Source organism: Mitsuaria sp. BK037 (genome assembly GCF_014193045.1).
Classification (GTDB): Bacteria; Pseudomonadota; Gammaproteobacteria; order Burkholderiales; family Burkholderiaceae_C; genus Roseateles.
Window position 1 is genome coordinate 863,722 of record NZ_JACHYS010000003.1, and the last position, 14,867, is coordinate 878,588.

General features: G+C 72.0%; 11 protein-coding genes. 2 read left to right on the forward strand and 9 right to left on the reverse strand.

The genetic code is table 11. The features are described from left to right. Genes FHT37_RS20580 through rsmB form a run of 3 tightly spaced genes read right to left on the reverse strand, consistent with a single transcriptional unit; the run spans window position 1 to window position 4,339 of the window. Window positions 1-2,244 (reverse strand): ATP-binding protein, encoded by a 2,244-nt coding sequence (locus tag FHT37_RS20580; RefSeq protein WP_183483969.1) that lies wholly within the window; start codon window positions 2,242-2,244, stop codon window positions 1-3. A gap of 55 nt (window positions 2,245-2,299) precedes the next feature. Further along, window positions 2,300-2,914, reverse strand: coding sequence for a DUF4390 domain-containing protein (locus tag FHT37_RS20585; protein WP_091730826.1), 615 nt, complete (start codon window positions 2,912-2,914; stop codon window positions 2,300-2,302). Between the two features lie 30 nt (window positions 2,915-2,944). Then, a complete protein-coding gene (gene rsmB / locus FHT37_RS20590) occupies window positions 2,945-4,339 on the reverse strand; it encodes a 16S rRNA (cytosine(967)-C(5))-methyltransferase RsmB (protein ID WP_183483971.1) in 1,395 nt (464 codons plus the stop codon). A gap of 116 nt (window positions 4,340-4,455) precedes the next feature. Between rsmB and folE the strand changes: the two genes are divergently transcribed. Continuing rightward, entirely contained in the window at window positions 4,456-5,172 is a 717-nt protein-coding gene (folE, locus tag FHT37_RS20595; protein ID WP_091730833.1) for a GTP cyclohydrolase I, read from the forward strand. 46 nt (window positions 5,173-5,218) lie between these two features. On the opposite strand, the gene FHT37_RS20600 is transcribed toward folE, so the two are convergent. Both FHT37_RS20600 and queC read right to left on the reverse strand, forming a co-directional pair. Next, window positions 5,219-5,767, reverse strand: coding sequence for a LemA family protein (locus FHT37_RS20600; protein ID WP_183483973.1), 549 nt, complete (start codon window positions 5,765-5,767; stop codon window positions 5,219-5,221). A 14-nt stretch (window positions 5,768-5,781) separates the two neighbouring features. Continuing rightward, entirely contained in the window at window positions 5,782-6,546 is a 765-nt protein-coding gene (gene queC / locus FHT37_RS20605) for a 7-cyano-7-deazaguanine synthase QueC (RefSeq protein ID WP_183483976.1), read from the reverse strand. A gap of 85 nt (window positions 6,547-6,631) precedes the next feature. Between queC and FHT37_RS20610 the strand changes: the two genes are divergently transcribed. Then, window positions 6,632-8,248, forward strand: coding sequence for a DUF4139 domain-containing protein (locus FHT37_RS20610; RefSeq protein ID WP_175538425.1), 1,617 nt, complete (start codon window positions 6,632-6,634; stop codon window positions 8,246-8,248). 39 nt (window positions 8,249-8,287) lie between these two features. Here FHT37_RS20610 and FHT37_RS20615 read toward each other — a convergent pair whose 3' ends face one another. The 4 genes from FHT37_RS20615 to FHT37_RS20630 form a co-directional block, all read right to left on the reverse strand. Then, window positions 8,288-9,562: a glutamate-5-semialdehyde dehydrogenase gene (locus FHT37_RS20615; protein WP_183483979.1), complete on the reverse strand. Its 1,275-nt coding sequence runs from the start codon at window positions 9,560-9,562 to the stop codon at window positions 8,288-8,290. Window positions 9,563-9,689: 127 nt separating this feature from the next. Further along, window positions 9,690-12,569: a pitrilysin family protein gene (locus FHT37_RS20620; RefSeq protein ID WP_255489865.1), complete on the reverse strand. Its 2,880-nt coding sequence runs from the start codon at window positions 12,567-12,569 to the stop codon at window positions 9,690-9,692. Between the two features lie 224 nt (window positions 12,570-12,793). Further along, window positions 12,794-13,711, reverse strand: a complete 918-nt coding sequence (locus FHT37_RS20625; RefSeq protein WP_183483982.1) for an N-acetyltransferase — start codon at window positions 13,709-13,711, stop codon at window positions 12,794-12,796. 61 nt (window positions 13,712-13,772) lie between these two features. Continuing rightward, window positions 13,773-14,759, reverse strand: a complete 987-nt coding sequence (locus FHT37_RS20630; RefSeq protein ID WP_183483985.1) for an AEC family transporter — start codon at window positions 14,757-14,759, stop codon at window positions 13,773-13,775. Window positions 14,760-14,867: the final 108 nt, after the last annotated feature.

Below are 14,867 nucleotides of genomic sequence, written 5' to 3' on the forward strand. Positions count from 1 at the left end.
TCACGCGGGCCGAGGCGCGTCCTGCGCAGGGCTCGGTGCAGTCGCGAGTTTTGAAAATGATAACGAAACTTGTGCGCCGCTCGGCGGCAGATCGGCGCCGCTGGCGGCTGGGAGATTCACCAGCCGGATGCGCGCGCCATGCTCATCCGCGATTTTCTTCACCACCGCCAGCCCCAGGCCGGTGCCCTTGGTCTTGGTCGTGACGTAAGGCTCGAAGGCCCGCTTCAGCACGTTCTCCGCGAAGCCGTGGCCGTTGTCGGTGACGACCAGCCGGAGCGCCCGCAGCTCGCCGGCCTCGTTCATCGCCTTCTGCGTGCGCACCGTCACCCGGCCGTCGGGGCGCTCGCTGACCGCGTCCAGCGCGTTCTGCACGAGGTTGTGGATGACCTGCCGCAGCTGCGGCGCGTCGCCCAGGATCGCCGGTGGATCGGACGCCAGGTCCGCGCCCAGATGGCCGGATTCCTGCGCCTCGGCGTACAGCGTCAGCACCTCGGCCACCAGCGCGTTCAGGTCCAGCGGCGCCAGCTTGGCGGCCGGCAGGCGGGCGTAGTCGCGGAACTCGTTGACCAGCTGCTTCATCGCCTGCACCTGGTTCACGATCGTGCCGACGGAACGCACCAGCATCGCCTGGTCGGTGCCCTCTAGCTTGGACTCCAGCTTGAACTGCAGCCGCTCGGCCGACAGCTGGATCGGCGTCAGCGGGTTCTTGATCTCGTGGGCGAGCCGGCGCGCGACCTCGCTCCAGGCCGCGGAGCGCTGCGCCGACACCACCTCGCTGATGTCGTCGAAGACCAGCAGCCGCGCCTCCTGCGGCAGCAGCGCGCCGCGCACCAGCAGGGTCAGCGCGGTCTTCTCGTCCAGCTGCAGCTCGAAGGAGTCCTGCCAGTGCTCGCGCTCGCCGGATTCGGGGCTCTGCAGCTCGAAGCGCTGCCAGATGTCCTTGCCGAAGGCCGCCAGCGCCGGCAGGTCCTCGAGCGGCCGGCCGACGTAGGCCGACAGCGGCAGCTTCAGGATGCGGGTCGCGCCGGGATTGACTGTCTCGATGCGGCGGTCGCGGTCGAACACGATGACGCCGGCGGTCAGGTTGTCCAGGATGGTCTGCACATGGGTGCGCGCGCTTTCCAGCTGCGTCACGCTGAGCTCCACCTGGGCCCGCGCGTCGGCCAGCTGCTGGGTCATGTCGGCGAAGGACCGCGTCAGCCCGCCGAGTTCGTCGCGCGAGCGGAACACCGGCTTGGCCTTCAGGTCGCCGGTCGCGACCTCGCGCATGCCCTCGGCCAGCAGCAGCAGCGGCTGCACCAGCTGGTTGGACAGCGCCACCGCCAGCAGCAGCGCCGCGAACACCGCCAGGATCAGCACCAGCGTCAGCGTGCCCAGGTACATGCGCCGCAGGCCGTCGCGCAGCAGCGAGCGCTGCAGGTACTCCTGGTTGGCGGCCGACACGTTCAGCGCGTTGCTGATGACCTTGCCGGAGATCTGCTTGACGACCATCAGGTAGCGGTCGCTGTTGGTCAGCTGCAGCGCGCTGCTGGGCAGCAGCGCCAGCGAGCGGATGCGGGCCTCGCCCAGCACGGCCTGCTGCTCGTCCTCCAGGCCCTCCAGGCGCGAAGCGACGCCGTTGTTGCGCGCCTGCGCCAGCAGCGTGCTGCTGGGGCGCTCGGGGATTTCGCTCGACTCCCCGCCGGCGGACAGCACGACCTGCCCGTTCCCGGCGATCAGCGCGACGCTGCGCGCGTTCATCTGGTCGCGCAGCCGCTCCAGCGCCAGCGGCGCCAGCGCGCCGTCCTCCCAGCGCTCGGCCGCGGCACGGGTGCGCGCGTTCTGTTCGGTGCGCAGGTTCTCCAGCGTGTCCTGGCCCAGCGCGAGGCCCGCTTCCAGCGCACTGGCCAGGCGCTGGTCGAACAGGCTCTCGATGCTGCGATTCACGAACTGGTAGGACACCGTGTAGATCAGCAGCCCCGGCACGACCCCGACGATCGCGAAGATGCCGGCCAGCTTCAGCAGCAGCCGGCTGCCGAAGCGGCCGCGCTTGACGCGCAGCGCCAGCCGCGTGCCGGCGGCGCCGATCACGATGACCAGCGCGGTGGCGACCGCCACGTTCACCCAGAACAGCCAGACGAAATGGCGCTCCAGGAAGCCGCGCTGCGCGGTGGTGCTGATGGACAGCAGGAAGGCCAGCATGCCGCAGGCGCCCGCGATCGCGGCCACGGAGATCAACCACGCCAGGCGTGCCGACTTGGTCACGGGTCAGGATCCTTGCTGAGTCACGAGAGGCGGGAACGGATGGGGCGGCGCGCGGTCAGGGCTGCGGCTTGTTGGGCGGCGGCGCGGCCGGCGCCTCGAGCGTGAGCGTCAGCGTGCGGTCGACGCCCAGCGTCCAGCCCTGGCTGCCGCCCAGGCCGATCTGCAGCGGTCTGGGCAGCTGCGCGGTGTCCAGCTTGTAGCTGAACTCCAGGTAATAGCGGCCGTCGTCCTCGATCTCCTTGGCGTCGGCGACGCGCCAGCCGGAGACACCGCGCAGCGAGGCGATCGCCTCGCCCAGGGTGTCGAAGCTCTGATGCAGGCCGCCGGTGCTGACGCGGTACTGGCGGGTCAGCGGCTGCCAGGTCAGGCGCCAGGTGCGGTTGGCCTGGGCGACCCGGGCATCGCGCCAGTACCAGCGGCTGCGCAGCACCTGGACCTCGGCGACGAAGTAGATCGCCACGCCCTTGAGCAGCGCGTCCTCGGCCTGCCGGGGCAGCTCGAAGCGCGTGCTGAAGCTGACCGCCAGGCCGTCCTCGGCGCGCTCCGCGTTGAGCAGCTGCAGCGCCACGCCCTGCGCCAGTGCCCAGCCGTGCAGCACCAGCAGCGCGCCGACCAGGGTCAGGCGCTGCCACCAGGCACGCAGCGGAACGGAACGGGACGGCGGGGACACGCGGACGGGATTCGACGAGGAGTTCGGGGATCAGGCCTTGTGCAACAGCGCGTAATAGAAGCCGTCGGTGACGGCCGCCGCGCCGGGCGCGAGGTCCTGGCGGGCATTGTCCGCGAGCGGCAGCAGATGCCCGGCCCCCTGGTCGAACTGACGCGACCGCGCATCGCCATGGCGTTGCAAAAACGCGTCGATCTGGTCCTGGCCCTCGGACCGGAAGACCGAGCAGGTCGCGTAGAGCAGCCGGCCGCCCGGCTTGAGCAGCGGCCACAGCGCCTCCAGCAGCTCGGACTGGATCCGCGCCAGCGCCGGGATGTCGTCGGGGCGGCGCAGCCAGCGCACGTCGGGATGGCGGCGCACGATGCCGGAGGCGCTGCAGGGCGCGTCCAGCAGGATCGCGTCGAAGGCGCGACCGTCCCACCAGGCGGCGGTGTCGCGGGCATCGGCGGCGCGCACCGCGCCCTCCAGCCGCAGCCGCTGCAGGTTCTGGCGGACCCGCTCCAGCCGCTTGGCGTCGGCGTCCAGCGCCAGCAGATCGAGGCCGTTGCCGGCCAGTTCCTGCAGATGGGCGGTCTTGCCGCCGGGCGCCGCGCAGGCGTCCAGCACCCGCGCGCCGGCGCCGAGCACCGGCCAGTCCTCGCCGGGGGCCAGGTCTTGAGGCGGGCGCTGGCCGAGCAGCAGCGGCGCGGCGAGCTGCGCCGAGGCGTCCTGCACCGACGCATGCCCGTCGTCGAAGCCGGGCAGGGCCTGGACCGGACGCGGCTCGTCGAGCACCACCGCCTGCGGGAACAGCGCGCCGGCCGGATGGGCGGCGATGCCGGCCTCGCCCAGCCGGGCGAGGTAGCCGTCGAGGTCGTCGTGGGCCGGGTTGACGCGCAGCGTCATCGGCGGCTTCTGCTGGTTGGCCTGGAGCAGGCCTTCCCAGGCGGCGGGCCAGTCCGTGCGCAGCCGGTCCTGCCACCAGCGCGGATGGTTGAAGCGGGCGACCGGATCGGCCTGGGCGGCGGCGACCAGCGCCTCGCGCTCGCGCAGGAAACGGCGCAGCACCGCGTTCACGAAGCCGGCGCTGTTGGGCGCGCGCTGGCGGACCGCATGGACGGCCTGGTCGACCAGCGTGTGCTCGGCGTAGGCCGATTCGCCGGGCCAGAGCAGCGCCAGCGCGGTCAGCAGCAGCGCGTCGACGCGCGGCGGCGGGTTCTTGGGGGCGAGCGCCGCGCGCACCGCCTGCGCGGCGCCCAGCCGTCGCAGCACGGTGAAGCTCAGCGCCTGCACGCCGGGTCGGATCTCGGCAGGGCAGCGCGACAGCCAGTCGGTCAGCGAGTGGCCGTCGCGCACGGCCTGGACCGCGTCGGAGGCATTGGCCAGCAGCCGGTGCAGCGGGGGCGCGCTGCCGCTGGCGGCGTTCTTGGGGGAGGGGACGGAAGACACCGCGCGAGTTTAGTGGGCCCGTCCCGACCGGGCCCCGCGCAAGGCCAAGCCCCGGCTTTCGCAATCCCGGGCGGAAGCCGCGACAATCGCCGGTCCCCCATGAGAACGCAGGCTTCATGACGAGCACCCCGATCCTGAGCCCCGAGGACCTGGCCGCGCTGCCGGCCTCGGAGCGCATCCGCTACCGGCTGGTCCAGGCCGGGCGGCGCCACCACGCCAACGACAACATCGCCGAATTCATCGAGGCGGGCGAGCTCGACCAGCTGCAGGCCGAGGTGCAGGCGCGCATGCAGGGCGTGCTGGAAGCGCTGGTCATCGATACCGACAGCGACCACAACACCCAGGAGACCGCCAAGCGGGTGGCCAAGATGTTCCTGAAGGAGGTCTTCGCCGGCCGCTACGCGCCGCCGCCGCCGGTGACCGAGTTCCCCAACGCCGAGCGCCTGAACGAGCTGATGATCGTCGGCCCGATCACGGTGCGCAGCGCCTGCTCGCACCACCTGTGCCCGATCATCGGCAAGGTCTGGATCGGCCTGCTGCCCAGCGAGCATTCCAACCTGATCGGCCTGTCCAAGTACGTGCGCCTGACCGAATGGATCATGAGCCGCCCGCAGATCCAGGAAGAGGCCGTCGTGATGCTGGCCAACGAGCTGCAGGAACGCGTCCAGCCCGACGGGCTGGCGATCGTGATGGACGCCGACCACTTCTGCATGCACTGGCGCGGCGTCAAGGACATGGACTCGACGATGACCAACAGCGTCATGCGCGGCTCCTTCCTGAAGGACGCGACGCTGCGGGCGGAGTTCCTGGCGCTGATGAAGCAGAAGGGCTGAGGCGCCCCAGGCGCTCAGAGGCTCAGAGGCTCAGAGGCTCAGAGGCTCAGAGGCTGCGCGCCTCGCTGAAGCCGACGAAGCTCATCAGCACGCGGGTGGGGAACTGGCGGATCGCGGCGTTGTAGGCCTCGACCGCCTGATTGAACACCTGGCGCGAGAACGCGCGCTGGCGCTCGATCATCTTGAGCTCGTCCACGGCGCCGGCCAGGTCGGGCTCGATGCTGAGTTCGGCGTGATGCTCCACCAGCGACACCAGCCGCGTCAGCGCCGCGCCATGCACCGCCGCGGCCACCGCCAGCGCCGCCACCGGATCGGCCGCATGCGGCCTGACACGCACCGCCTGCGTCGCGGCGCGCGCCTCGACCTGCGCCGCGGCCAGCGCGTCCAGGCTGGCCTGCTCGCTGGGCAGGCGCTCGCGCAGCCGCTCCAGCAGCAGGTCGCCCTGCGCGAAGCGCCGGGTCAAGGCGTCGTCGAGCTGCGCGAAGGCCCTGGCGATTTCATTGCGCAGCAGCATCACGCGGTTGTAGGCGCCGATGCTCCAGAACACCAGCACCGCCGCCAGCGCCCACAGCCCCCAGTTCCAATGCCACTGCATCGCGTCCGCCGCGCTCAGGCCGAGACCGCCGCGCCGCCGGAGCGGGCGCGCTGGAACTCGTCCCAGCCCCGGGCGCGCAACTCGCAGGCCGGGCAGCGGCCGCAGCCCCAGCCCCAGGCATGGCGGGTGGTGCGCTCGCCGAGGTAGCAGGTGTGCGTGTGCTCGACGATCAGGTCGTTGAGCGCCGTGCCGCCCAGTGCCTCCGTCATCGCCCAGGTCTGCGCCTTGGTCAGGAACATCAGCGGCGTGTCCAGCGTCATCGGCGTGTCCAGCCCGAGCGACAGCGCGACCTGCAGCGCCTTGAGCGTGTTGTCGCGGCAGTCGGGGTAGCCGGAGAAATCGGTCTCGCACATGCCGCCGACCAGCACCGACGCGCCCCGCCGGTAGGCCAGCGTCGCGGCGAAGGTCAGGAAGAGCAGGTTGCGGCCCGGTACGAAGGTGTTGGGCAGGCCGTTGGCCTGCAACTCGATCTCGCGCTCCTGGGTCAGCGCGGTGTCGGAGATCTGGCCCAGCAGGCCGAGGTCGAGCAGGTGGTCCTCGCCCAGCTTGGGCGCCCAGTGCGGGAACTGCGCGGCGATCTCGGCGCGCACGGTCCGGCGGCAGTCCAACTCGATGCGATGGCGCTGGCCGTAGTCGAAGCCCAGGGTCTCGACCTCGGCGAAGCGGTCCAGCGCCCAGGCCAGGCAGGCGGTGGAGTCCTGGCCGCCGGAGAACAGCACCAGCGCCTTGCGGCGCGAGGCGTGGACGGCGGGGATCGGGGCGGGGGCGGCGTCGGACATGGCGGACCAGCGGTTGACAAGGAAAACGGCAGGCCGGAAGTGTGCCAGCACCGTGATAGCGTGGCCGGCCCAAGGAGGAAAAGCAATGCAACGACTGTTCACGACGCGCGCCGTCGCGGGCGCCGCGTTGGCGGCGCTGGCGGCCGGCCCGCTGGCCCTCGGCGAGGCCCGCGCGGCCGCCGGTTCCGCGGGGGTGTCCACCATTTCGCAGGTCCTGCTGTACCCGGGTGGCGCGCAGGTCGATCGCGCGCTGCGCGTGCCGGCTGGCGCGGTCCAGGCGCGCTTCGCCTGTCTGCCCGCCAGCCTGGAGCGCGACGCGCTGCAAGTCCAGGCGCCGCCGGGCGTGAACCTCGGCGAGCTCAAGATCGAGCGCGCCCCGCGCGACTCCCTGCCGGAATGCCGCCAGCGCGATCCGCGGGTGCGCGACATCGAGCAGCAGCGCGCCGCCGTGGAAGCGGAGATCGCCGGCGTCGACCTGGCGCTCGGCTACCTGAAGGGCCTCTCCGATCGCGAGGCGCGGCCTGGCGCCGCGCTCGGCGCCAGCCTGGACACGCTGCGCCGCAACGGACAGGAGCTGACCGCGCGGCGTCAGACGCTGAAGGACCGGCTGACCGATCTCGGCAACGACCTGGCGGCGGCGAAGGCCGTGGCGCCGACGGCATCGGCCCAGGTGTCGGTGGTGACGCTGCGGCTGTCGACGGCCGAGGCGGCCGATGTCGGGCTCTCCTATCGCGTCGCGGGCGCGGGCTGGCAGCCGCAATATCGCGCGCGCCTGGACACCGCGACCGGCGCGCTGGCGATCGAGCGCCTGGCGCAGATCGCGCAGACCAGCGGCGAGGACTGGACCGATGTGAAGCTCAAGCTCTCGACGGTGCGGCCGCGCGACGCCGTCGCGCTCGAGCCGCTGGTGCCGTGGACGCTGGCGGTCCAGCAGGAAATCTTCGAGAAGATGACCCGTTCCCGGATGGCGATCGCACCGGTGGCGATGGCCGCACCGGCGCCGGCTGCGGATCTGCGTTCCGTCGAGGTGACCGGCTCGCGCGTCGCGGAGACGATCCGCTTCGATCCGAGCGTCTTCGAAGGGGAGTTCGGCGCCGAATACGACCTGCCGCAGCGCGTGACGCTGCGCGCGGACGGCGCGATGTCGACGGTCAGCCTGGGCCGCACGGCCGAGCAGGCCCGGGTGCTCGCCCGCGTGCAGCCGCGGACCGAGGCGGCGGCCTACCTCGTCGCCGAGCTGCCGCGCCCGCAGGGCTCGTGGCCCGCGGGGCCGGTGCAGTTGTTCCGCGACAACGCGCTGATCGGTCAGGTGCCGCTGCAGTTCGGCGGCGAGACCACGTGGACGCTGCCCTTCGGCCTCGACGACCGGCTGCGCGTGCGCGTGGAGCCCGACAAGCGCGATGGCGCGAACGGCGGCTTCATCGGCGGGCGCCGCGAAGTCGTGGTGACGCGCCAATGGCAGGTCGAGAACCTGCGCGGCAAGCAGGTCACGCTGCAGGTGCTGGAGCCGGCGCCGGTGTCCGAGCACGAAGACATCCGCGTGCAGACGCAGTTCACGCCGCCGGTGACCAAGGCCGACTGGCGCGACCAGCGCGGGATCCAGATGTGGGAGCTGCCGCTGGCGCCGAACCAGACGCAGCGCTTCCAGGCGGTCTACAAGGTCAGCGCGCCCAAGGACGCCAACGTTCCGAACCTGCCCTGAGGCTGCGCGCCGTCGGGCGGCCGGGCGGGCGGGATCGCGTCAGGTCCTGATCTCGCCCTGGCCCAGCACCACCCACTTCATCGAGGTCAGGCCTTCCAGGCCCACCGGGCCGCGGGCGTGGAACTTGTCGGTGGAGATGCCGATCTCGGCGCCCAGGCCGTACTCGAAGCCGTCGGCGAAGCGCGTGCTGGCGTTGACCATCACGCTGGCCGAGTCGACCTCGCGCAGGAAGCGCATCGCGCTGAGGTGGTTGGTGGTGAGGATCGCATCGGTGTGATGCGAGCCATGGCGGTTGATGTGAGCGATGGCCTCGTCCAGCGAGTCGACGATCTTGATGCTGATGACCGGCGCCAGGTATTCGGTGTCCCAGTCCTGCGGCGTGGCGGGCTTGAGCAGGTCGCGCGGCACCGCTTCCAGCAGTGCCAGCGCGCGCTCGCAGCCGCGCATCTCCACGCCCTTGGCCGCGAACACCATGCCGATGCGCGGCAGGAAATCGGCGGCCTGCTTCGCATGGACCAGCAGCGACTCGGTCGCGTTGCAGGGGCTGTACTTCTGCGTCTTGGCGTTGTCGACGACGGTCACCGCCAGGTCCAGGTCGACCTCGGCGTCGACGTAGCTGTGGCAATTGCCGTCCAGGTGCTTGATCACCGGCACGCGGGCCTCGCGGCTGATGCGCTCGATCAGGCCCTTGCCGCCGCGCGGGATGATCACGTCGACGAAGGCCGGCATCGTGATGAGCAGCCCGACCGCGGCGCGGTCGGTGGTGTTGACCAGTTGCACGGCGGTGCGCGGCAGGCCGGCTTCCTCGAGGCTGTCGGCCACCAGCGCCGCGAGGGCCAGGTTGCTGTGCAGCGCCTCGGAGCCGCCGCGCAGGATGCAGGCGTTGCCGCTCTTGATGGCGAGCGACGCGGCCTCGATGGTCACGTTGGGGCGGCTCTCGTAGATCATGCCGAACACGCCCAGCGGCACGCGCATCTGGCCGACGCTGATGCCGGTGGGGCGGCGCTTCACGCCGGTGATCTCGCCGATCGGATCGGGCATCGCGGCGATCTGCTCGCAGCCCTCGGCGACGGTGGCGAGCACTTTCGGAGTCAGGCGCAGGCGGTCGACCATCGGCGCGTCCAGGCCGGCCTCGACGGCGGCGGACAGGTCGCGCTCGTTCGCGGCGGCCAGGGCCGGGCCGGCCTCGCGCAGGCGGCGGGCCAGCGCCAGCAGGGCGATGTTCTTCGCGGCGGTCGGCGCGGCGGCCATCAGCGTCGCGGCCGCGCGGGCCGCCTCGCCGACGCCGGTCATGTAGGCGGTGAGGTCGGTCATGGACGGGGATTCTGACCGATGCCCCGCGGTCTCCACCGCCCTGGGGCCATCGCAAGCGGCCAGCCTAGCCTTCGCGAAGCTTCATCCCCTCTTCCCGCGAGGGGAAGAGGGCGTCGCCGAAGCTCGGTCAGGGCTTCGCGGCGGAGGACGGCACCGACGGCGCGGTCACGCCGACCGGCGCGCCCTGCGGATCGCGGATCTCCAGCGGCTTGCGGCCCAGCGCCTCCAGCTGCGGCAGCACCTTGGCCTTGTCGCCGACGGCCACGACGATCAGCGCCGCCGGGTCGACGTGGGTCCTGGTCGCCTGGTAGGCGCTGTTCGCGGTGACCGCGGCGAACTTGCGGGGCAGCGCGGTGATGCTGTCCGCCGGCATGCCCACCGCCCACTCGCTGGCGTAGCTCGACGCCACGACGCGGTTGGTGTCGAACAGGCCCGGCAGCGCCAGCAGCTGCGCGTTGCGCACCCGGTTCAGTTCCTCGGCGCCCATCGGCTTGGCGCGCATGCCCTCGATCTCCTTGAACATGTCGCTCAGCGCCGGACCGGTCACGTCGGTGCGGACGCTGCCGCGGATGCCGAACAGGCCGCTGTCGCGGTTCATCGTGTAGGCCGAATAGATGCCGTAGGTGTAGCCCTTGACCTCGCGCAGCTGCGTGTTGATCCGCGAGGTGAAGAGGCCGCCCATCGCGGCGTTCATGACCTTGATGTCCTCGGCGTCGGGCGTGCCGGCCTTCGGGCCCGGAGCAACGACGCTCAGCGCGGTCTGCGGCGCGCCCGGCTTGTCGACCAGCACGACCCGTGCGGCTACCGGCTGGGGCGCGGCGGTGTTCACCGTCGCCGCCGCGGTCGACGGGCGCGCCCAGCCGCCGAACAGGCGCTCGGCCAGCGCCTTGAGCTCGTCGGCCGAGATGTCGCCGGCCACCACCAGCGCGGCCTGGTCCGGCCGGTAGTGGGTGGACCAGAACTGGCGCAGCGCGGCCGCGTCGGTAGCCTTGATCGCGGTCTCATCACCCAGCGAGGTCTTGGCCAGCGGATGGTCCTCGCCGTAGACCACCCGGTTGGCGACGATCGCGGCCACCGCCGGCGGCTGCTCGCGCTGCTGCTGCAGCGCGGCCAGGCGCTGGTTCTGCATGCGCGCGATCTCGGCCGCATCGAACGCCGGATGCAGCGCGACGTCCGCCATCAGCGCCAGCGTCTGCGGGAAATTGCGCTTGAGGCTGCTGGCTTCGATGCGGGCCTCGTCGCGGCCGGCGCCGCTGCTGATCGCGGCGCCCAGTGCGGCGGCCTCGTCGGCGATCTGCTGCGCGGTGCGCGTCTGCGTGCCCTGCTGCAGCATGCCGGCGGTGAAGCTCGACAGGCCCGGCCGGTCCGCCGGATTGGCGGTCTGGCCCGCGCGCACGACCAGCGTCGCGCTCACCAGCGGCAGTCCCGGGTTGGGGATGTGGATCAGCGTCAGGCCATTGGCCAGCGTCAGGCGCCGGCCCTCGGGCAGCACCGGCGCCTTGGCCTTGCCGCCCTTGGGTGGCGTCTTGCGCCAGGCGACGTCCGGGTTCATCGACTCGCGCTCGCCCTGGGCGGCCTTCGTGGGCGCCGGCGGCGTCGGCACCTCGGCGGCGAGCTTCTGCTCGCCCGGCGTGGCCAGCACGACGACGCGGGCGTTCTTCTTCAGCTGCTGCGCCACCACGTCGCGGACCTGCGCCGGGGTGATCGCCTGGTAGCGGGCCAGGTCCTTGCCGATGTAGTTCGGGTCGCCGGCCTGCTGGTTGTAGTAGTTGATCTGGTCGGCCAGGGCCTGGACCTTCTCCAGCCGCGACAGCGTGCCAGTCTCGATCGCGGCGCGGGCGCGGGCCATCTCCTCGGGCGTGGGCGGATTGGTGGCCAGCTCGGCGACGGCGTCGTCGACGATCTTCTGGATCTCGTCCAGCGACTTGCCGGGCCGCGCCACCACCTCGATCGAGAACACCGAGCCCAGCGACAGCGAGTACTGCTGCACCTGCACCGACTGCGCCAGCTGCTTGTCGTAGACCAGCGTCTTGTAGAGGCGGCTGGACTTGCCGCCGCCCAGCACGTGCGAGGCGATGTCCAGTTCCGCGTCGCCCGGCTGGAACACGGCGGGCGTGTGCCAGGCCACGTCCAGGCGCGAGAGCTCGATGCGGTCGGTCACCTCGATGCGTTTTTCCTCGGTCAGCCGGGGCTGCTCGACCTTGACCGGCGGCACCGGATCACCGGCCTTGAGCGGGCCGAAGTACTTCTGCACCAGCCGCTTGGCTTGCGCCGGGTCGAAGTCGCCGGCCAGCACCAGCGTGGCGTTGTTGGGCCGGTAGTAGCTGCGGGCGAAGGCCTTCACGTCCTCCAGCTTGATCGACTGGATGTCCGCATGCGAGCCGATCACGGTGGCGCGGTACGGATGGCCCTCGGGGAACAGCGCCTGGTACAGCGCTTCCTCGACGATGCCGTAGGGCCGGTTCTCGACCGACTGGCGGCGCTCGTTGCGGACCACGTCCTGCTGGTTGGCCAGCGCCACCGAATCGACCTCGTCGATCATGTAGCCCAGCATGTCCGACTTCAGCCACAGGCCCAGTTCGAGCTGGTTGGACGGCAACGTGAAGAAGTAGTTCGTGCGGTCGAAGTCGGTCGTGCCGTTGGAATCGGTGCCGCCGGCGGCGTCGATGATCTTGTCGGCCTGGCCGCGCGGGATGTGGCGGGTGCCGGCGAACATCAGGTGCTCGAACAGGTGGGCGAAGCCGGTCTGGCCCTTGACCTCGTTGCGGGGACCCGCATGCACCCACAGGTTGAAGGCCACCAGCGGCAGGCGGTGGTCCTCGACCAGGATCACCTCGAAGCCGTTGGGCAGCTTGACCTTCTCCAGCTTCACGTTGAGCGTGCCGCCGACGGTGGAGACGGCGCTGGTGCCGGCGGCGGCCGGCGCGGCGACGGCCGCATGAAGGCCGCCGAGCGCGGTCAGGACAGCCAGGGTGATGGCGGCGGGCGCCGCGGGCATGAATCGCATGGTGGGACGCTTCCCTTCAAGGTTGGTGCGGCGCACGCTATCCAAAGCGGGCGGCCCTCACAAGTGCCGGAACTCAGGCAGATCAAGGCGGGGCGAGGGTACCGCGCCCGCGTGGCCGGCGGGCGTCAAGACCGCGTCGACGCGGCGTCGATAGGGCGTGGACATGGCGTCGACATGGCCTGGAAGCGGCACCGATACGGCACCGCAGCGGCGCCGAAGCCACCTCACAGCGGGCGCAGCATCCATTGCTGGTGCAGCGGCTGCGGCACCGCCCCCAGCGCCAGCAAGGCCGCGCCGCCGAGGTCGTCCCGCTGCAGCTGCGGCACGCGCAGCCGGCGCTGCGGATGCACGGCCACCAGTGCCTGGACCAGCGCGCGGGCGTCGGCCTCGCGCGGGGCGACCAGGCTGTGGACCATGACGGTCTCGTCGGGCAGGCTGAAGACAACCTGCGCGGCCGCGTCGCCGCCGGGCGCCTCCCCATCGCCGGACGCCCCGACCTGCCAGGCGTGGTAGTCGACGCCATGGCGCAGCGTCGCCGCGGTCACCTGCAGCGGCAGCTCGGGCAGGCGCTGCTCCGCGGCTTCCAGCCAGGCGAGCGCGACCGGCATCTCCACCGCATGCGGCGCGGCCCGGCCCTGCGGCGGCGGCGTCGCGATCGTGCCGGGCTCGGCGGTGTAGCCGTCCAGCCGATGCCGCGCGGTGAAGCCCCGGCCCTCGTAGAGCCGCCGCGCGCGCTCGTTCTGCGCGAAGACCTCCAGCTCCACCGCGCGCAGCCCGGCGGCGGCGGCGCGGGCGATGAGGTCGTCCAACAGGGCCGGCGCGGCGCCGGTCCCGCGCGCGGCGGGCAGCGCGCCCATCGTGGCCAGGCGCCAGCGCCCGGCCAGCGGCCGCGGCGCGACGAACGCGAAGGCCAGCGCCGCGCCCGCCGGGTCGAGCGCCACCCGCGACAGCGCCAGGTCCACGCCCTGCCGCGCCAGGAACATCGGCCACTGCGCCGGCGGGATCTGGAACGGGCCGATCAGGTAATCGGAGAAGGCCGCGGTGAAGGCGGCATGCAGCGCCTGCGGGGCGATCTCGTCGCCGCGGACGAAGGCGAAACGCGGGGCGGAGGTGCTCGTCGGGTCGGAGGGCGATGCCGTCATGGGGCTCCTAACGATCGGTGGGAACGGCGATGGTGCCGCGCGCGGGCCGCGGCGCCGCTCGTCACGGCGCGCCGGCGCCGTCCAGCCAGGCGGGGATCGCCAGCCACAGCGGCGCGGTGAGCGCGAACAGCAGCGTGCCCAGCACGATGGCGCCGGAGGCCTCGGCCTCGAGCGTGCGATAGCGCTGCGCGAACATCATCGCGTTCGATCCGGGCGGCAGCGCCGCCATCATGACGATCACGGCGAGCGGCATGCCCGACAGGCCGAAGCCCCAGTGCGCGATGCCCAGCACCAGCGCCGGCAGCACCAGCAGCTTGAGCGCGGCCAGGCCCAGCAGCGAGCGGATCGCGCCGCGCGGCAGGCCGTAGTAGGCCAGCGACATCCCGATCAGCACCAGGCACAGCGGCACCACGGCGCTGCCCAGCATCTGCAGCACCTCGTCCAGCACGGTGGGCAGCGGGATGCCGGTGAGGTGCCAGGCGAAGCCGCACAGCACCGGCAGCACCACCGGGTGGATGACGGTGTTGCGGATCGTCGTGGCGACGGTGCGCCCGAGGCTGGCGCCGCCGGCGCTGTGGCGCGCCAGGTCCATCTCCACCAGCACGGTGGCGACGGTGAGCAGCGTCAGCGCGTGCAGGCTGACGACGGTGATGTGCACCGCCAGGCCGCTCTCGCCGAAGACGCCGGCCACCAGCGGCACGCCGACCTGCAGCGTGTTGCCGAAGCTGGCGGTGATGCTGCGCACCGCCGGGGCGGCGGGGCTGTCGGGATGGCGCTGGCGCTCGTAGAGGTAGACGGCCACCAGCATCAGCACCACCGGCGCGAAGAAGGCGGCGACGGTGAGCCAGGGCAGGGCGGAGAACTCCACCCGCGCGGTGGTGCGGAACATCAGCGCCGGGACGAACAGGTAGAACGCCAGGTTCGAGAGGATGCGGGCGGGATCGTTCTCGCCGCCGGCCTTGCCCAGCCAGCGCATGTGTCCGACGAACCAGCCCATCCCCGCGGCGATGAAGATCGCCAGCAGCTTGTAGAACAGGACGGCAGTCATGGCCGGGAAGTATGCCCAAGCGCCCGCGCGCGCCGGGCGCCGCCCGCACAGTGGGCCGGGGCTAAAGCAAGGGCGGTGTGGCCGTGAGGCCGGGGACCCGTGTAGCCG